An 18373-nucleotide genomic window follows, 5' to 3' on the forward strand; every position below is an offset into this window, starting at 1 on the left:
CTCCTGTGGCGAGGGGGCTTGCCCCCGTTCGGCTGCGAAGCAGTCGTGAAATCAGTGCATTCGGTAAACCTGACACACCGGTTTTCAGGTTTTAGGGCCGCTACGCGACCCAACGGGGGCAAGCCCCTCGCCACAAGAGCTCGCCCCCACAGTTTTTTTGTGTCGAACACCAGATTGCAGCTGCTGAATCGCATCAGTTACCCCGGTAACACCCCCCGCGTAACAATGCGGTAACACATGCAATTGACTTCCCGAGTTCTCCTCACGACTATAGGCGTCCCGCTGCCGCCAACACGGCGTTGAAGGGCGCAATCCAGGCCTTAAAAGCACGACATCAGAGCGTGCGCCTGTATTTAACGAAGAATCACGCGCGTTACTCGCAGTAGTTTCCAAGCGCCTGAATGAGGAACTTTTCATGCCAGCCATCACCCTGACCACCCTGCAAGGTCTCAAGCAAAAAGGTGAAAAAATCACCATGCTGACCTGCTATGACGCGACCTTCGCCCATGCCTGCAATCAGGCTGGCGTCGAAGTGCTGCTGGTGGGCGACTCCCTCGGCATGGTTCTGCAAGGTCACGACAGCACCCTGCCGGTGACCACCGCGGAAATGGCTTACCACGTGGCTTCCGTCAAACGCGGCAACGCCGATGCGCTGATCCTCGCCGACCTGCCCTTCATGGCCTACGCCACCACCGAACAAGCCATGAGCAACAGCGCCCTGTTGATGCAGGCCGGTGCGCACATGGTCAAGGTGGAAGGGGCGTTGTGGCTTGCCGACTCGATCCGTCTGCTAGCCGAACGTGGCATCCCGGTGTGCGCGCACATGGGCCTGACGCCGCAATCGGTGAACATGCTGGGCGGTTACAAAGTCCAGGGCCGCAGCGAGAACCAGGCGCGGCAGATGCGCGCCGACGCCATCGCCCTGGAGCAGGCCGGTGCCGCCATGCTGCTGCTTGAGTGCGTACCGAGCGAACTGGCCCAGGAAATTACCCAGGCAGTGGGCATTCCGGTGATCGGCATCGGTGCCGGCAGCGACACCGATGGCCAGGTCCTGGTCCTGCACGACATGCTCGGCCTGTCCATTACCGGCCGCGTACCTAAATTCGTAAAGAACTTCATGAGCGGCCAGACCAGCATTCACGCCGCACTGAGCGCCTACGTCAGTGAAGTCAAAGCAGCTACTTTCCCTGGGATCGAACACGGATTCTCTGCATGAACACCGTAAAAACAGTACGCGAACTCCGGGCCGCCGTGGCCCGTGCCCGCAGCGAAGGTAAGCGCATCGGCTTCGTGCCGACCATGGGCAACCTGCACAGCGGTCATGTCGCGCTGATCACCAAAGCGACCCAACGGGTGGATTTCGTGGTCGCAAGCATTTTCGTCAACCCGCTGCAATTCGGCGCTGGCGAAGACCTCGACAAGTACCCGCGGACCCTGGCGGCTGACCAGGAGAAACTGCTCCAGGCCGGTTGCCACTTGCTGTTTGCGCCAACCGTCGAAGAAATGTACCCCGACGGCATGGCCGGCCAGACCCGCGTCAGCGTCCCGCAACTCTCCGAAGGCCTCTGCGGCGCCAGCCGTCCGGGACATTTCGAAGGCGTCGCGACGGTCGTCAGCAAGCTGTTCAACATGGTCCAGCCGGACCTGGCGATCTTCGGCCAGAAAGACTTCCAGCAATTGGCGGTGATCAAATCCCTGGTCCATGACCTGAACATGCCGGTGCAGATCATTGGCGAACCGACCGTTCGGGCGGCCGATGGCCTGGCGCTGTCGTCGCGCAATGGTTTCCTCAGCGAAGAGCAACGGGCCGTTGCGCCGGTGGTGTATCGCGGCCTGAGCCAGATTGCCGAGGCGATCAAACAGGGCGAGCGGGATTTCCCGGCGCTGATCGACGCCCAGATCAAGCAGCTCGAAGCGGCGGGTTTGCGCACCGATTACCTGGAGATTCGTCACGCGCAAACCTTGCGCCCGGCAACCCCGGAGGATCGGGACCTGGTGATATTGGTAGCGGCGTTCCTCGGCACCACACGGCTGATCGACAACCTGCACCTGAACCTCGACGCCCCCGCCTAAACACAAATCCCCTGTAGGAGCCGGCTTGCCGGCGATGACATCACCTCGGTCCGGCAGATGCACCGCGGTGAGGCCATCGCCAGCAAGCCGGCTCCTACAGAGGGCTGCTCCCTCGCGCCTTATATTGCTGCCCACAATGCCTTCGGGCAAACTGCCCGCCGTTCGATTCCGACCTGGGAAAACACTCATGCACGCCATCATGCTCAAAGCCAAGCTGCATCGCGCCGAAGTCACGCACGCCGTTCTCGATTACGAAGGTTCTTGCGCCATCGACGGCGAATGGCTGGACTTGTCCGGTATCCGTGAGTACGAACAGATCCAGATTTATAACGTCGACAACGGCGAACGCTTCACCACCTACGCGATTCGTGGCGAAGAAGGTTCGCGCATGATCTCGGTCAACGGTGCTGCAGCGCACAAGGCCAAGGTCGGTGATCGGGTGATCATCTGCGCTTACGCGCATTACAGCGAAGCCGAGTTGCTCAATTTCAAGCCGCGCATGCTCTACATGGCACCGGGCAATGAACTGAGCCACACCAGCAATGCCATTCCGGTTCAGGTCGCCTGATCGAACCGACGCCCCTCCCGTTTGTCGAACCGTTCCCTGCTTTGTGTATAAAAAAGTACCGGGAACGTGTTAGACAAAGTCAAGACAGATCGCAGCGCGAGGTTTACTGTATTCGCCCTGTGTCATTGAAATCGTGTCGACGCAGTTGACCGGACGCCCACCCACAGCGCTCCGGGATTTTCAGTGTTCAAAAAAGCCGTTCAAGTAAAAAGGAAACCCGCAGCGATGGCGTACTACCGCACTCCTCACGACGTGACCGCTCTGCCCGCCTGGCAAGCGTTGAATGACCACCGCCAAGCCATGCAGGATTTCAGCATGCGCGAGGCTTTCAATGCCGATCCGCAGCGTTTTACTCAATTCACCCTCAGCAGCTGCGGCCTGTTTCTCGATTACTCGAAGAACCTGATCAACGCCGAGACCCGCAATCTGCTGGTGGGCCTGGCCAATGAAGTCGACCTCAAGGGCGCGATCAAGTCGCTGTTCGACGGCGAAATCGTCAACTCGTCGGAAGGTCGTCCAGCCCTGCACACCGCCCTGCGCCGCCCGGTCGGCGACAAGCTGTCGGTGAACGGCGTCAACGTGATGCCTGAAGTGCACAAAGTGCTGAACCAGATCACCGACCTCGTCGGCCGCATCCACGACGGTTTGTGGCGTGGTTACACCGAGAAGCCGATCACTGACGTGGTGAACATTGGCATCGGTGGCTCGTTCCTCGGCCCTGAGCTGGTGTCTGAAGCGCTGCTGTCCTACGCCCAGAAAGGCGTGCGTTGCCATTACCTGGCGAACATCGATGGCAGTGAGTTCCACGAACTGACCATGAAGCTGCGCGCCGAGACCACGCTGTTCATCGTTTCGTCGAAATCCTTCAACACCCTCGAAACCCTGAAAAATGCCCAGGCCGCACGCGCCTGGTACCTGGCTCAGGGTGGTTCGGAAGCCGAGCTGTACCGTCACTTCATCGCCGTGTCCAGCAACAACGCGGCGGCCGTGGCGTTCGGTATCCGCGAAGAAAACATCTTCCCGATGTGGGACTGGGTCGGCGGCCGTTACTCGCTGTGGTCGGCCATCGGCTTGCCAATCGCGCTGGCCATCGGCATGTCGAACTTCAAGGAACTGCTGTCCGGTGCCTACACCATGGACCAGCATTTCCAGAGCGCGCCATTCGAACAGAACATGCCGGTGCTGCTGGCCTTGCTCGGCGTCTGGTACGGCAACTTCTGGGGCGCGCAAAGCCACGCGATCCTGCCTTACGACCACTACCTGCGCAACATCACCAAGCACTTGCAACAGCTGGACATGGAATCCAACGGCAAGAGCGTGCGCCAGGACGGTACGCCAGTGTCCACCGATACCGGCCCGGTGATCTGGGGCGGCGTGGGTTGCAACGGTCAGCACGCGTATCACCAGTTGCTGCACCAGGGCACCCAACTGATTCCGGCCGACTTCATCGTGCCGATTGTCAGCTTCAACCCGGTGTCCGACCACCACCAGTGGCTGTACGCCAACTGCCTGTCGCAAAGCCAGGCGCTGATGCTCGGCAAGACCTTGCCGGAAGCCGAAGCCGAACTGCGCGACAAGGGCATGAGCGAAGAAGAAGTGCATAAAATCGCGCCGCACAAGGTGATCCCGGGCAACCGTCCGAGCAACACCCTCGTGGTCGAGCGCATCAGCCCCCGTCGTCTCGGCGCGCTGGTGGCGATGTACGAACACAAAGTCTTCGTGCAAAGCGTGGTCTGGGGCATCAACGCCTTCGACCAGTGGGGCGTGGAGTTGGGTAAAGAGTTGGGCAAAGGCGTCTACAACCGCCTGGTCGGCAGCGAAGAAACCCCGGCTGACGACGCTTCGACCCAAGGCCTGATCAACTACTTCCGCGGTCGTCACCGCGGTTGATCTGACGTCGTTCCTGCGGGGTACTAACCTTGTAGGAGCCGGCTTGCTGGCGAAGCGGTGTGACAGTCGACAACAATGTTGAATGACACACCGCTTCGCCAGCAAGCCGGCTCCTACGAGGGTCGCGCAGCTCCCCTCTTGTCGCAAAACAAGAATAAGGAACCGTCATGTTCGATATCAGCACGTTCCCCAAAGCCGATGCCGTCCGCCGGGCTGCACACTTGAGTCAAGACGACTACCACCGCCTCTACCGCCAATCCATCGAACACCCCACTGAGTTCTGGGCCGAGCAGGCCACCCGCTTTCTCGACTGGAGCACGCCGTGGGAAACCGTCCAGCGCTATAACCTGAAAACCGGCGAGGCCAGTTGGTTTGCCGGTGGCAAGTTGAACGTCAGTTACAACTGCATCGACCGTCACCTGGAAAAACGCGGCGATCAGATCGCCATCCTCTGGGAAGGCGACGACCCCGCCGAATCGGCGCAGATCACCTACAAAAAACTCCATCACAACGTCTGTCGCCTGGCCAACGTGCTCAAAAGCCGTGGCGTGAAAAAGGGTGATCGCGTGTGCATCTACATGCCGATGATTCCCGAAGCGGCCTACGCCATGCTCGCGTGTACGCGGATTGGCGCGGTGCATTCGGTGGTGTTCGGCGGCTTCTCTCCAGACTCTGTGCGCGACCGGATTCTCGACGCCGACTGCCGCACGGTGATCACCGCCGATGAAGGCGTGCGCGGCGGCAAATACGTGCCGCTCAAGCAGAAGGTCGACGAGGCGCTTCAAAGTTGCCCGAACGTCAGCACCGTCATCGTCGTCGAGCGCACCCAAGGCAAAGTGGACTGGGTTGAAGGTCGCGATCTCTGGTATCACCAGGCCCTGCGCGACGTCAGCGACGATTGCCCGACGGAACCCATGGACGCCGAAGACCCGCTGTTCATCCTCTACACCTCCGGCAGTACCGGCAAACCCAAAGGCGTGCTGCACACCACCGGCGGCTATCTGCTGCAAGCGGCGATGACCTTCAAGTACGTGCTCGACTACCGCGATGGCGAAGTCTTCTGGTGCACCGCCGACGTCGGCTGGGTCACCGGCCACAGTTACATTGTCTATGGCCCGCTGGCCAACGGTGCGACCACGCTGATCTTCGAAGGCGTGCCGAGTTACCCGAGCAGTTCGCGCTTCTGGCAGGTGATCGACAAACACCACGTCAACATCTTCTACACCGCCCCGACTGCCCTGCGCTCGCTGATGCGCGAAGGCCCGGAGCCGTTGAAGGAAACTTCTCGCCAGAGCCTCAGATTACTCGGCAGCGTCGGTGAGCCGATCAACCCGGAAGCGTGGGATTGGTACTTCAATGTCGTCGGCGAACAACGTTGCCCGATCGTCGACACCTGGTGGCAGACGGAAACCGGCGGCATCATGCTCAGTCCGCTGGTCAGCGCGCAACGGATCAAACCCGGTTGCGCCACCCAACCGATGTTTGGCGTACAACCGGTGCTGCTGGATGAAACGGGCAAGGAAATCAAAGGCGCCGGCAGTGGAGTGCTGGCGATCAAATCCAGCTGGCCGGCGCAGATCCGCAGCGTCTATGGCGATCCGCAACGGATGGTCGACACCTACTTCAAACCCTACCCCGGCTACTACTTCACCGGCGACGGCGCGCGGCGCGATGAGGATGGCGATTACTGGATCACCGGGCGCATCGACGACGTGATCAACGTCTCCGGGCACCGCATCGGCACTGCCGAAGTAGAAAGCGCGCTGGTGTTGCACGACAGCATTGCCGAAGCGGCGGTGGTCGGTTATCCCCACGACCTCAAGGGCCAAGGCATTTACGCCTTCGTCACGCCCATGAACGGCACCGAGCCCAATGACGAACTGAAGAAAGAACTGCTGGCCCACGTCAGCAAGGAGATCGGCAGTTTCGCCAAACCGGACTTGATCCAGTGGGCGCCGGCCTTGCCGAAAACCCGTTCAGGCAAGATCATGCGGCGCATCCTGCGCAAGATCGCCTGCAACGAACTGGACAGCCTCGGTGACACCTCGACCCTGGCCGACCCGAGCGTGGTGCAGGAGTTGGTCGATAAACGCCTGAACCAATAAGCCCTGCGCGGTCAGTAATGGCCGCGTTTTATTTTCGCCACTGAGTTGCCATGGAATTCATCCGTACCCGCATCGAAAGCCAGCTCATGAGCTTGACCGGTCTGTCCCTGGGCAAACTCGATCTGGAAAACCCCAAGGGCGATCCCGGTCTGTTCGGCCCCGACTCGGTGAGCTGGCAAGTCCATGGTGATTTCAGCAGCATGCTCATTGGCGGCATCAGCGCGCTGATGCTGCAAGCGCTACATCCACTAGCCCTGGCCGGGGTTTGGGATCACTCGAATTTTCGCGAAGACATGATCGGCCGATTGCGCCGCACCAGTCAGTTCATCTCCGGGACGACGTTCGGCTCGAGCAAGGACGCCGACTGGCTGATCGAGAAGGTTCGCACCATTCACCTGCAAGTGGTCGGCATTGCCCCAGACGGCCGGCCTTACGCCGCCAGCGATCCCGAGTTGCTGACGTGGGTGCACGTGGCCGAGGTCAGCAACTTCCTCGGCGCGCATCTGCGTTATCGCAATCCGCACCTTTCGTTGATTGATCAGGACCGTTACTACGGCGAAATCGCACTGGTTGCCGAACGCCTGGGCGCCCGCGATGTGCCGCGCAGCCGCAAGGAAATCGCAGATTACCTTGAACGAATCCGCCCGCAATTGCTGTGCGACCAACGCAGTCGCGAGGTGCTGCGACTGCTGTTGAACGCGCCCGCCCCCAGTCGCCTGGCCAAACCGTTTGGCGGTTTGATGATGCAGGCCGGGATCGATCTGCTGCCGGACTGGGCCAGTGACATGCTCGGCGTCAAACAGCACCCGTTGCAACGCCAACTGATCCGCGCCAGCGTCAAGCGCAGTGCGCCAATGCTGCGCTGGGCTATGCGTAATGGCTCGGTGCAGCGGGCCAAGCGGCGGATGGGGTTGTTGAGCTGACCCGCCGCCCCTGCATCGATATACCTGTGGCGAGGGAGCTTGCTCCCGCTCGAGTGCGAAGCGCTCGCGAAAATCCCCGATAAGGGCTGAGATTTTGGGGCCGCTGCGCAGCCCAGCGGGAGTAAGCTCCCTCGTCACAGGCAAGCCCCTCGCCACAGAGCACCTCGCTCCCCTGCCAAGCTGTTAAACTCCCGCGCCAAATTCCCTCCTGCAAGGCGCCAGCATGTCTTCCTTGAATCAGGCGCTGCGCGCCGCCCTCGATCATCGCCAGGACCTGCTCGCCGAGCTGCATCAGCAAGGCACCGATTGCTATCGCCTGTTCCACGGCAGCCAGGAAGGCGCAGGTGGCTTGACCCTCGACCGCTACGGCCCGCAATTGCTGGTGCAAAGCTTCCACCAGGCGCTGGAACGTGACGCGTTGCTGCAACTGCACGAGACTGTCAATCAACACCTGGGCCTCGAAACGCTGCTGGTCTACAACGACCGCTCCCGTGGCAACTCACGCATCGACCGCGAAGACACGGTCTACCGCGCCGACGAGGCAGCCCTGCAAGACCTGATCGGCCACGAATGGGGTCTGAACTACCGGGTTCGCGGGCGTCATGCCGGCCAGGATCCGCTGCTGTTCCTTGACCTGCGCAACACGCGCGGCTGGGTCAAGGAGCACAGCAAAAACAAAAGCGTGCTGAACCTGTTCGCCTACACCTGTGGTGTCGGCCTCAGTGCTGCGGCCGGCGGGGCAAGTGAGGTCTGCAACCTGGATTTCGCCGAGGGCAATCTGGCGGTCGGCCGTGAAAACGGTCTGCTCAATCCGCAATTGCCTGAGATGGAGTTCATCCAGTCCGATTACTTCCCGGCCATCCGCCAACTGGCGGGGCTGCCGATCAGTCAGCGGCGCGGGCAGAAACTACCGACTTACACGCGTCTTGAACAGCGTCAGTACGACCTGGTGCTGCTCGATCCACCCGCCTGGGCCAAGAGCGCGTTCGGCACGGTCGACCTGCTGCGCGACTACCAGAGTCTGCTCAAACCCGCGCTGCTGACCACCGCCGACAACGGCGTGCTGATCTGCTGCAACAACCTGGCAAAGGTCAGCATGGACGATTGGCGCGAACAGGTTTTGCGTTGCGCGCAGAAGGCCGGGCGTCCGGTGCGTGAGTGGACCGTCATGAAGCCGGGTGGCGATTTCCCGTCGATGGATCAACAGCCGCCGCTGAAAACGTTGATTCTGCAACTCTGATCACGCAGGAAAATTCCTACGCTAATTTCTGAAAAACCAGAAGAGTGCGATCACTTCGGAACCGGAATCGCGTGCCATACTCCAACGCACTCCGATTCAGACAGATGAAGCCGCACATGCCCAAAGGATTGATTCGCGCTATTGGCGCTTTGTTGACTGCTCTGGCCCTTTACAGCCTGCTGGGGTTTCTGATTTTGCCGGGTATCGCGTTGCGGGTCGCCAACCAGCAATTGGCCAACTACGCGACGATGCCCGCCACGATTTCCCGGATCGAACTCAACCCTTTCAGCCTGGAAGTGACCCTCTGGGGTCTGGTCATTGGCGAGCCGGGCAAGGAACAGGTCGGTTTTGAACGCCTGTATGCCAACCTGCAGATCGACAGCCTGTGGACCAAGGCGCTGCACCTGTCCGATATCGAACTGGACAAACCCAAGACCGAAATCCTCTTCAGCAAGGACGGCAAACTCAATCTGCTTGGCCTGTTCAAACTCCCCGCCAGCGAACCGACCCCAGCCGACCCGAACGCCAAGCCATTCCCGTTGCGCGTGGAACGGATCAAGCTGGCTGGCGGCAATGTGCACTTCCAGGATGCACGCCCCAGCGAACCCATCGAATTCCTATACGACAAGCTCGACTTCGAACTGAAAAACCTCAGCACCCTGCCCGAAGACAGTGCCGACATGACGTTGGTGGCCGTCGGCCCGGCCGGTGGACAGATCGACTGGAGCGGTAACTTCAGCCTGATCCCGATTGCCTCCGAAGGTAAGCTGAAGATCACCGACGGCAAGATGAAAGCCTTTTGGCCCTATGTGCGTGACGCTTTGCCCCTGGTGCTCAAAGACGGCGTCGTCAACCTGAGCACCGACTACAAACTCAACCTGTCCAAGGAAACCGAGCTGCTGCTGAGTAACGTCGCCGTCAGCATCGCGCCATTCGCCATCAACGCCCCGGATGGTCGACCGCTGGCGAAACTCGAGCGTCTGGACATCAGCGAAACCACGGTGGACCTCGCCAAACAGCAAGTGGTGGTCGGCAAGATCCGTAGCAATAAACTGGAAACCTGGGCCGCCTTGGAAGCCGATGGGCAACTCGACTGGCAAAAACTGTTCGCCAGCCAACCGTCCAAAGCAGCGGTAAAAGCCAACGCCGAACCGGCGAAAACTCCGGCGGCAGCCGATTCGCCTAAAGCCGAACCCGCGCCACCGAGCAAACCGTGGCAGGTGTTGCTCAAAGACGTGCAACTGCGCAATTACCAGGTGCATCTGGCCGACCGCAATGCACAACCCGCGGTGGCACTGGATGTGGGCCCGCTGAACCTCGACTTGCAGAACTTCGACAGCCTCAACGGCTCGCCTCTTAACCTCAAGCTCGACACCGGCGTGGGTAAACAGGGCAAGCTCATGGCCGACGGCGTGGTCAATCTGGCGCCGGTCAGCGCCAAATTGAACGTGCAGACCAAGGACATCGACCTGCGTGTCGCCCAGTCCTACATCAACCCATTCATTCGCCTGGAACTGCGCAGCGGCATGCTCGGCAGCGATCTGGCGGTCGACTTGAAAAGCACCGAGCCATTGGCGTTCAGCGTCACCGGTAAAGCGCAGGTCGATCAACTGCACACCCTCGATACCCTCAAGACCCGCGACTTCCTCAAGTGGCAGCAGTTGGTGCTCGAAGGTCTGAACTATCAGCATGGCGACAGCCTGTCGATCGACAAGGTCAACCTGTTCCAGCCTTACGTGCGTTTCATGATCAACGATGACCGCACCACTAACATCGATGACCTGCTGATCCCGCAACCGGCCGACACCGGAGTTGCCAAGACAGCCGCAGGCAAACCCGCCAGCAAGGACAAACCGCTCGGCATCCATATCGGCGGCATTGCCATCAATGACGGTTCGGCGAACTTCGCCGACTTCAGCCTGACCCCGAACTTCGCCACGGCCGTGCAACAGCTCAACGGGCAGATCGGCACCATCGATAGCCGGCAGGCGAAAACGGCCAGCGTCGATATCAAAGGCAAGGTCGACCGTTACGCGCCCGTGACCATCAAGGGTTCGGTCAACCCGTTTGACCCGATGGCCAGCCTCGACATCGCCACCAGTTTCAAACGCGTGGAACTGACCACGCTGACGCCCTACTCCGGCAAGTTCGCCGGGTACCGCATCCGCAAGGGCCGGCTCAATCTCGACCTGCACTACATCATCGTCAAGGGCCAGCTCAAAGCCGAGAACAAAGTGGTGGTCGAGCAGTTGCAACTGGGTGAGAAAGTCGACAGTCCGGACGCTGTCAGCCTGCCCCTGAAATTGGCGATTGCCTTGCTCAAAGACGTTGACGGCAAGATTTCCATCGAGCTGCCTGTGACCGGCGACCTGAACAATCCGCAGTTCAGCGTCATGCCGATTGTCTGGCAGACCCTGCGTAACCTGATCGTCAAAGCCGCTGCTGCCCCGTTCAAGATGATTGGCGGGCTGGTCAGTGGCGGTGGTTCGCAAGACTTGGGCACCGTCTCGTTCGCACCGGGTTCAAGCGAACTGAGCAAGGACGCCGAGGGTTCGCTGGTCAAACTGTCCCAGGCCCTCAAGGAACGTCCGGCCCTGCGCCTGGAAATCGAAGGCACGGCCGCTGCAAGCAGCGACGGCCCGCTGATTGCCGAGCAACGGCTTGAACGCGAATACCAGTACAACTACTACAAAATGCTCCAGCGGCGCGGGGATAAGGTTCCGGCCCAGGCTTCCTTGGTGCAGGTGCCGGACAGCGAAAAAGGTCCGCTGCTGGAAGGGATCTACCGCACCCGCCTGAAGACCCAGCCACCGGCCGAATGGAAGGACCTGGGCAAGGAAGAACGCACCGCAAAATTGCGCGCAGACGTGATCAAATTCTGGAGCACCAGCGATGTGTTGCTGCGCCAACTGGGCCAGGAACGCGCCAGCAGCATCAAGGATTATCTGGTGGACAAGACCCAAATGGCCGATGACCGCGTCTACTTCATCGACGCCCAACTGGGCGAGGCGGAAAGTGACGGTCGGGTGGTAACACCGATGCACCTGGATGCCGAATGATGAACAGACAATTGCTGATCAGCCTGACCCTGGCGCTGGCGGCCGGTCAGGCCTCGGCGGCCGATACCCTGCGCTGTGGCAGCCAATTGGTCAGCGTCGGGGACAGGTCCAGCGAAGTGTTGCAGAAGTGCGGTGAACCCGTCAGCCGTGATTTGCTGGGCTACAAGCGCAGCGCCAACCGACGGGAAGAGTTTCAGGTCGAGGAATGGACCTACGGGCCCAATGGCGGGATGTATCAATACCTGCGGTTTGAAGGTAATCGCCTGAAACAGATCACCAGCAAGCGCGGTAACTGAACCCATAATCCAAAGTGGGCACATACAAATGTGGGAGCGGGCTTGCTCGCGAAGGCGGAGTGTCATTCAGCATTGATGTTGGCTGACACACCGCCTTCGCGAGCAAGCCCGCTCCCACATTGTTTTTTGTGGTGCCCACAATAGAACAGGCCCCCGACACGAATGTCGGAGGCCTGTAATGGCCACATCCTTGTGGCCTTTCGCATGAACTCTCCAAAGGCGGCTGGCGTATTGCTCGGCCCGCCTGCCGCGCCTTCTCCCGGTCCAGGCGAGAAGTCTTGCCTTACTCGGCTTTCAGGCCGTCAGCGGAGACCGCTTTGACGCCTTTGATTTTCTTGGTGATGGCCACCGCAGTGGCTTTCTGAGCGTCAGTCACCGCGACGGTGGACGACAGCGATACAACACCTTTGTTGGTTTCGACTTTGATGTCGGTGCCAGGGATGCCTTTTTCGGTTACCAGGTCACTTTTGACTTTGGTAGTAATCCAGGTATCGGAAGTGGCTTCTTTAGCCTTGGTTACTTCACCCGCCGCCAGAGTCATCGGAGCCTGGGTGGTAGTGGTCTGTGCAAATGCAGCGTTGGCCATAGTCAGGGTCAGCGCGGTAGCAGTAGCGGCAGCGATAGCGAACTTCTTCATACGAGTAACTCCTGTTTTTCTAGAAAGTCTGCTGCGTGTCTTGTCAGCAGGGTTACTGGGTATATTGCGAACGCTGTGCCAACTTTGAGACAGGCAATAAATCCTTATAAAACAGCAACTTATGAAACTGGCCGATTTTCGCAATCATGCAAAATGCATGACTTCGAGATTCTCTACATGCAAGTTGCGGGTTTTGACGTGGGCCTAAGGCCATGAATTGTCGGGGTTTTCTCGTTTATCGAAATCTGAGGATGTCGTACCAACAAAAAAGCCCCGCTTTTTAAGGCGGGGCTTTGGCATTCAAGGGAATAGTCGAGCGTTATGTTGCGGAACCGGTGCAACCTTTAGGCAGGAAGTCCTGCTGAGCTGTACTGGTGCAGACCCAGCCAGTGGTTGCATCACGGGTCAGTGTGATTGTCTTGCTAAGCACTGGCGCTGGAGCGTTCAAAATCGTACATACGATGGTGCCCGCGCCTGAGGATGCAGTCCCCGTCACAGATATTGTGCAGTTAGGGGTAGTCGCAGTACCCGCCGGAGCCACGTTGGCTATCGTGGGCGCAGTCCCCTGATTGATCACCTCTTCATAAGGCACTTTCATCGCCGAAATCTCGGCCAGGCCCGCAGTGACCTTGGCTTTCGCTTGATATTTGGAGTACATCGGCAACGCAAACGTCGCCAGAATCCCGATGATCGCGACGACGATCAGCAGTTCGATCAGGGTAAAACCTTTTTGAGTATTCATAGACAGGCTCCATGCATGAGTCGAAATCTCATGATCTGAATTAAACCGCAGCACAGCCCATGCCAAGCGCCAAGCCCCCTGCTGGCGGGGCACGAGACCACCATAGAGACCTTTCCTACCCCCAGGATCCGCACTATCTGACACTATTTGTCACCTGATGGCCGCTGGTTTGGCTCAGCGCCTTGACTAGGCTATAAGTCATGAACTGTCTGCATCCGGTATCCCAATGAATGACATCGCCCTTAGCGGTCTGGCCAAGCAACTGGTCCTGGCCGAACTGCTTACTGAACAAAGCGCGCAACAGGCGTATCAGCAAGCCCAACGCAGCAGAATCTCCCTGGTCAGTTACCTGGTGCAGAACAAACTGGTGAAGAGCCGACAGGTCGCCGAGATTGCGTCGGAGCATTTCGGCATGGCGCTGCTCGACCTCAATTGCCTGGACAGGGAAACCCAGCCCCGAGGGTTGGTCAGCGAGAAGCTGATCCGTCAGCACCACGCCCTGCCCCTCTGGCGCCGTGGCAACAAACTGTTCGTGGGGATTTGCGACCCGACCAATCATCAAGCCATCAATGACATCCAGTTCAGCACCGGGTTGAACACCGAAGCCATCCTGGTGGAGGACGATAAACTCAGCGACGCCATCGAGAAATTCTTCGACAGCCATTCCACCGGCCTGGAAGACATGGCCGATGTTGACCTTGACGGGCTGGACATCGAGTCGGTCGACGACAACAAAAAGGACGCCATCGCCGGCCAGGATGCCGATGACGCGCCGGTGGTGCGTTTCGTCCACAAGATGTTGCTCGATGCGATCAAAAGCGGCTCTTCCGACCTGCATTTCGAACCCTACGAAAAAACCTACCGGGTGCGGATGCGCACCGACGGCATGCTCCGCGAAGTCGCCAGTCCGCCAAGCCAACTGGCCAACCGCATTGCGGCGCGGCTGAAAGTCATGGCCAGCCTCGACATCTCCGAGCGGCGCAAACCCCAGGACGGGCGGATCAAGATGCGCCTGTCCAAGACCAAGTCCATCGACTTCCGGGTCAATACCCTGCCAACCCTGTGGGGCGAGAAAGTGGTGATCCGGATCCTCGACCCGTCCAGCGCGCAAATGGGCATCGATGCCCTCGGCTACGAGCCTGAGCAGAAAGACTTGTACATGGCCGCGCTGAAGCAGCCACAGGGGATGATCCTGGTCACCGGGCCGACCGGCTCGGGCAAGACCGTGTCGCTCTACACCGGCCTGAATATCCTCAACACCGTGGACATCAACATCTCCACCGCCGAAGACCCGGTGGAGATCAACATGGAGGGCATCAACCAGGTCAACGTCAACCCCAAGCAAGGGCTGGATTTCGCCCAGGCGCTGCGATCATTCCTGCGTCAGGACCCGGACGTGATCATGGTCGGTGAAATCCGCGACCTCGAAACCGCCGAAGTCGCCATCAAGGCCGCCCAGACCGGGCACATGGTGCTTTCCACCTTGCACACCAACAGTGCTGCAGAAACCCTGACCCGCTTGCACAACATGGGCATTCAGGGCTTCAACATCGCCACCTCGGTCACGCTGATCATCGCCCAGCGGCTGGCGCGCAAACTGTGCAGCCATTGCAAAAAACCCATCGTGATTCCCCGCGAAGCGCTGCTCAAGGAAGGCTTCCCCGAGGAACGCATCGGCTCATTCACGATCTATGAGCCGGTCGGCTGCGATCAGTGCAACCGCGGTTACAAAGGGCGAGTGGGGATTTATGAAGTGGTGAAGAACACACCGGACCTGCAACGACTGATCATGGCCGAAGGCAACTCACTGGAAATCGACATCCAGATGCGCAAGGACGGTTTTAATGACTTGCGCACCTCGGGCTTGATCAAGGCCATGCAAGGCGTCACCAGCCTTGAAGAAATCAACCGGGTCACCAAGGACTGAACATGGCGGTCAAAGCAGCAAAAATCAGTGTCTACGCCTGGGAAGGAACGGACAGGAAGGGTTCCAAAATGACCGGCGAGTTGAGCGGTCTCAACCCGGCGCTGATCAAGGCTCAGTTGCGCAAGCAGGGGATCAACCCCGGCAAGGTGCGCAAGAAATCCGCCTCGATTTTCAGCTTCGGCAACCGCATCAAGGCTCAGGAAATTGCCCTGTTTACCCGGCAGATGGCAACGATGATGAAAGCCGGCGTGCCGCTGCTGCAATCGTTCGACATCATCGGTGAAGGCTTCGACAACCCGGCCATGCGCAAACTGGTGGACGAGGTGAAACAGGAAGTCGCTGCGGGTAACAGCTTCGCCGCGTCTTTGCGTAAAAAGCCGCAGTATTTCGATGAGCTGTACTGCAACCTCGTAGACGCAGGTGAGCAGGCCGGCGCGCTGGACACCCTGCTGGAACGGGTGGCGACCTATAAGGAAAAGAGCGAAAGCCTCAAGGCCAAGATCAAGAAAGCCATGACCTATCCGATCGCGGTCGTCTTCGTGGCGATCATTGTGACCGGGATTCTGCTGGTCAAGGTGGTGCCGCAGTTCGAGTCGGTGTTCAAGGGCTTTGGCGCCGAATTGCCGGCCTTCACCGTGATGGTCATCGGTTTGTCGGAGTTCTTGCAGCACTGGTGGTGGGCGCTGCTCGGCGGGCTGATCGCGGCCATCTTCGGCATGCGCCACGCCTTTAAAACATCCCAGGCCTTTCGGGACCGGATGGACACCTGGCTGCTGAAGCTGCCGCTGATCGGCACCTTGATGTACAAGTCTGCCGTGGCCCGTTACGCCCGCACCCTGTCGACCACGTTTGCCGCTGGCGTGCCACTGGTGGAGGCCCTGGAATCGGTGGCCGGCGCGACCGGCAACATCGTGTTCAAGCGTGCGGTGCTGCGCATCAAGCAGGACGTGTCGACCGGTATGCAGCTGAATTTCTCCATGCGCACCTCCGGCATCTTTCCCAGCATGGCCATTCAACTGACCGCCATTGGCGAAGAATCCGGTGCACTGGACGACATGCTCGATAAGGTCGCGAGCTTCTACGAGGACGAAGTGGACAATATGGTCGATAACCTCACCAGCCTGATGGAGCCGTTCATCATGGTGGTGCTGGGTGTTATTGTCGGTGGCCTGGTGGTTGCGATGTACCTGCCCATCTTCCAACTCGGCTCAGCGATCTGACATGCCCTTGAACGAAATCCTGATCCTCTACCCGCTGGTGTTCGTGGTCATCGCCCTGGCGGTCGGCCTGCTGGTTGGCAGTTTCCTCAACGTGGTGGTCTGGCGCCTGCCGAAAATGCTCCACCGCGAATGGCGGCTGCAAGCCCATGACGTGTTGGGCGTTCCGCCCGAAGCACCGGGCCCGGCCTACAACCTGATGCTGCCTCATTCCCACTGCCCGCAGTGCGACCATCGAATCCGCGCCTGGGAAAACATTCCGCTGCTCAGTTATCTGTTTCTACGGGGTCGATGCTCGAACTGCGCCGCGCCAATCAGCAAACGTTATCCGCTGACTGAACTGGCCTGCGGTCTGCTCTCGGGGTTTATCGCCTGGCATTTCGGCTTCGGCTGGCAGGCCTGCATGGTGCTGGTGCTGACCTGGGGTTTGCTGGCCATGAGTCTGATCGACGCCGAGCACCAACTGCTGCCGGATGTGCTGGTACTGCCGCTGCTGTGGCTGGGGTTGATCGTCAACAGTTTCGGGTTGTTCGTGTCATTGCATGAAGCGTTGTGGGGCGCAGTGGCCGGTTATATGACGTTGTGGTCAGTGTTCTGGCTGTTCAAGCTGCTCACCGGCAAGGACGGCATCGGCCATGGCGATTTCAAGCTACTGGCCCTGCTCGGGGCCTGGGGTGGCTGGCAGATATTGCCGCTGACCCTCCTCCTGTCATCGCTCGTGGGGGCCATCATCGGGGTGATTTTGCTGCGCTTGCGTAACGCGAAAACCTCGACTCCGATCCCCTTCGGACCGTTTCTGGCAATTGCCGGCTGGATTGCCTTGCTCTGGGGTGGTCAAATAACCGGCTTCTATTGGCAGTTTGTCGGTTTGAAATGAATACCCCTGTGGAAAAACCCTGGATTCTGGGCCTGACCGGCGGCATCGGCAGCGGCAAAAGCGCGGCTGCCCAGCACTTTATCGACCTGGGCGTGCACGTAGTGGACGCCGATCACGCCGCCCGTTGGGTCGTGGAGCCGGGACGCCCGGCGCTGGCGAAGATCGCTGAACATTTCGGCCCCGGCGTGTTGCAAACCGACGGACAACTGGACCGCGCGGCGTTGCGCAAACTGATCTTCGAGATGCCGGAGGAACGCCGCTGGCTCGAAGCGTTGCTGCATCCGCTGATCGCCAAGGAAATCGCCGATCACCTGGCCAAGGCACAATCGCCTTACGCGATTCTGGTTTCGCCGTTGCTGATCGAGTCCGGCCAGTACGCCATGACCCAACGGGTCCTGGTGATCGACGCCCCGGAACAACTACAGATCGAACGCACCTTGCAGCGTGACCAGACCAGCGAGCAACAGGTCCAGGCGATCCTCAAGGCGCAATCCAGCCGCCAGGACCGCGTGAGCCACGCCGACGATGTGGTGGTCAACGACCGCGACCTCGCCTGGCTGCACAGCGAGGTCGAACGCCTGCATCACTTTTACCTTACTTTGCGTGGAGGCCAGTCATGAGCCAGACCCCAACCGTCAATTGCCCAACCTGTGGCGCCCCCGTTGAATGGAGCGCCGAGAGCACGTTCCGGCCATTCTGTTCGGACCGTTGCAAACTGATCGACCTGGGCGCCTGGGCATCGGAAGAACACAAGATTCCGGTCAGCCCGGACGCCGAAGACGAGATGTTCAGCGAAGACTTCGAGCCGCGCCACTGACA

Annotated in this window: 16 protein-coding genes; 14 read left to right on the plus strand and 2 right to left on the minus strand. The window is 59.7% G+C overall.

What is annotated here, in order from left to right:
- The first annotated feature begins 415 nt into the window (after positions 1-415).
- The 9 genes from panB to ACA075_RS25980 all read left to right on the plus strand — a co-directional run bounded on the left by panB (position 416) and on the right by ACA075_RS25980 (position 12154).
- Positions 416-1216 (plus strand): 3-methyl-2-oxobutanoate hydroxymethyltransferase, encoded by an 801-nt coding sequence (gene panB / locus ACA075_RS25940; protein WP_497296151.1) that lies wholly within the window; start codon positions 416-418, stop codon positions 1214-1216.
- Positions 1213-2073, plus strand: a complete 861-nt coding sequence (panC, locus tag ACA075_RS25945; RefSeq protein ID WP_497296152.1) for a pantoate--beta-alanine ligase — start codon at positions 1213-1215, stop codon at positions 2071-2073. Before panB ends, panC begins: the two co-directional genes overlap by 4 nt.
- A gap of 187 nt (positions 2074-2260) precedes the next feature.
- A complete protein-coding gene (gene panD, locus ACA075_RS25950) occupies positions 2261-2641 on the plus strand; it encodes an aspartate 1-decarboxylase (protein ID WP_003228271.1) in 381 nt (126 codons plus the stop codon).
- Between the two features lie 225 nt (positions 2642-2866).
- Entirely contained in the window at positions 2867-4531 is a 1665-nt protein-coding gene (gene pgi, locus ACA075_RS25955) for a glucose-6-phosphate isomerase (RefSeq protein ID WP_497296153.1), read from the plus strand.
- 167 nt (positions 4532-4698) lie between these two features.
- Positions 4699-6636, plus strand: a complete 1938-nt coding sequence (gene acs, locus ACA075_RS25960) for an acetate--CoA ligase (protein WP_497296154.1) — start codon at positions 4699-4701, stop codon at positions 6634-6636.
- A 50-nt stretch (positions 6637-6686) separates the two neighbouring features.
- Positions 6687-7559: an oxygenase MpaB family protein gene (locus ACA075_RS25965; protein ID WP_497296155.1), complete on the plus strand. Its 873-nt coding sequence runs from the start codon at positions 6687-6689 to the stop codon at positions 7557-7559.
- 223 nt (positions 7560-7782) lie between these two features.
- On the plus strand, positions 7783-8799 hold the full coding sequence (locus tag ACA075_RS25970; RefSeq protein WP_497296156.1) for a class I SAM-dependent rRNA methyltransferase: 1017 nt from the start codon (positions 7783-7785) through the stop codon (positions 8797-8799).
- 104 nt (positions 8800-8903) lie between these two features.
- Positions 8904-11858 (plus strand): DUF748 domain-containing protein, encoded by a 2955-nt coding sequence (locus tag ACA075_RS25975; RefSeq protein ID WP_497296157.1) that lies wholly within the window; start codon positions 8904-8906, stop codon positions 11856-11858.
- Complete coding sequence (locus tag ACA075_RS25980) at positions 11858-12154, plus strand: DUF2845 domain-containing protein (protein WP_497299337.1); 297 nt, start codon at positions 11858-11860, stop codon at positions 12152-12154. The genes ACA075_RS25975 and ACA075_RS25980 overlap by 1 nt, the downstream gene beginning before the upstream one ends.
- 283 nt (positions 12155-12437) lie before the next feature.
- On the opposite strand, the gene ACA075_RS25985 is transcribed toward ACA075_RS25980, so the two are convergent.
- Both ACA075_RS25985 and ACA075_RS25990 read right to left on the minus strand, forming a co-directional pair.
- Complete coding sequence (locus ACA075_RS25985; RefSeq protein ID WP_497296158.1) at positions 12438-12791, minus strand: BON domain-containing protein; 354 nt, start codon at positions 12789-12791, stop codon at positions 12438-12440.
- A gap of 319 nt (positions 12792-13110) precedes the next feature.
- Positions 13111-13533, minus strand: coding sequence for a pilin (locus tag ACA075_RS25990; protein WP_497296159.1), 423 nt, complete (start codon positions 13531-13533; stop codon positions 13111-13113).
- A gap of 226 nt (positions 13534-13759) precedes the next feature.
- On the opposite strand from ACA075_RS25990, the gene pilB reads away from it, so the two are divergent.
- Genes pilB through yacG form a run of 5 tightly spaced genes read left to right on the plus strand, consistent with a single transcriptional unit; the run spans position 13760 to position 18371 of the window.
- A complete protein-coding gene (gene pilB, locus ACA075_RS25995; RefSeq protein WP_094470602.1) occupies positions 13760-15460 on the plus strand; it encodes a type IV-A pilus assembly ATPase PilB in 1701 nt (566 codons plus the stop codon).
- Positions 15461-15462: 2 nt separating this feature from the next.
- Entirely contained in the window at positions 15463-16680 is a 1218-nt protein-coding gene (locus ACA075_RS26000; protein ID WP_497296160.1) for a type II secretion system F family protein, read from the plus strand.
- Between the two features lies 1 nt (position 16681).
- Entirely contained in the window at positions 16682-17554 is an 873-nt protein-coding gene (locus ACA075_RS26005; RefSeq protein WP_497296161.1) for a prepilin peptidase, read from the plus strand.
- Complete coding sequence (coaE, locus tag ACA075_RS26010) at positions 17551-18174, plus strand: dephospho-CoA kinase (protein ID WP_497296162.1); 624 nt, start codon at positions 17551-17553, stop codon at positions 18172-18174. Before ACA075_RS26005 ends, coaE begins: the two co-directional genes overlap by 4 nt.
- A complete protein-coding gene (gene yacG, locus ACA075_RS26015) occupies positions 18171-18371 on the plus strand; it encodes a DNA gyrase inhibitor YacG (RefSeq protein WP_059401976.1) in 201 nt (66 codons plus the stop codon). The genes coaE and yacG overlap by 4 nt, the downstream gene beginning before the upstream one ends.
- Positions 18372-18373: the final 2 nt, after the last annotated feature.

The sequence above is a fragment of the Pseudomonas sp. LBUM1663 genome, assembly GCF_059695905.1.

Bases quoted from the DNA above. Each gene is read 5' to 3' on its own strand.
- panB (WP_497296151.1), top strand. From the start codon at position 416: ATGCCAGCCATCACCCTGACCACCCTGCAAGGTCTCAAGCAAAAAGGT.
- panC (WP_497296152.1), top strand. From the start codon at position 1,213: ATGAACACCGTAAAAACAGTACGCGAACTCCGGGCCGCCGTGGCCCGT.
- panD (WP_003228271.1), top strand. From the start codon at position 2,261: ATGCACGCCATCATGCTCAAAGCCAAGCTGCATCGCGCCGAAGTCACG.
- pgi (WP_497296153.1), top strand. From the start codon at position 2,867: ATGGCGTACTACCGCACTCCTCACGACGTGACCGCTCTGCCCGCCTGG.
- acs (WP_497296154.1), top strand. From the start codon at position 4,699: ATGTTCGATATCAGCACGTTCCCCAAAGCCGATGCCGTCCGCCGGGCT.
- ACA075_RS25965 (WP_497296155.1), top strand. From the start codon at position 6,687: ATGGAATTCATCCGTACCCGCATCGAAAGCCAGCTCATGAGCTTGACC.
- ACA075_RS25970 (WP_497296156.1), top strand. From the start codon at position 7,783: ATGTCTTCCTTGAATCAGGCGCTGCGCGCCGCCCTCGATCATCGCCAG.
- ACA075_RS25975 (WP_497296157.1), top strand. From the start codon at position 8,904: ATGAAGCCGCACATGCCCAAAGGATTGATTCGCGCTATTGGCGCTTTG.
- ACA075_RS25980 (WP_497299337.1), top strand. From the start codon at position 11,858: ATGAACAGACAATTGCTGATCAGCCTGACCCTGGCGCTGGCGGCCGGT.
- ACA075_RS25985 (WP_497296158.1), bottom strand. From the start codon at position 12,791: ATGAAGAAGTTCGCTATCGCTGCCGCTACTGCTACCGCGCTGACCCTG.
- ACA075_RS25990 (WP_497296159.1), bottom strand. From the start codon at position 13,533: ATGAATACTCAAAAAGGTTTTACCCTGATCGAACTGCTGATCGTCGTC.
- pilB (WP_094470602.1), top strand. From the start codon at position 13,760: ATGAATGACATCGCCCTTAGCGGTCTGGCCAAGCAACTGGTCCTGGCC.
- ACA075_RS26000 (WP_497296160.1), top strand. From the start codon at position 15,463: ATGGCGGTCAAAGCAGCAAAAATCAGTGTCTACGCCTGGGAAGGAACG.
- ACA075_RS26005 (WP_497296161.1), top strand. From the start codon at position 16,682: ATGCCCTTGAACGAAATCCTGATCCTCTACCCGCTGGTGTTCGTGGTC.
- coaE (WP_497296162.1), top strand. From the start codon at position 17,551: ATGAATACCCCTGTGGAAAAACCCTGGATTCTGGGCCTGACCGGCGGC.
- yacG (WP_059401976.1), top strand. From the start codon at position 18,171: ATGAGCCAGACCCCAACCGTCAATTGCCCAACCTGTGGCGCCCCCGTT.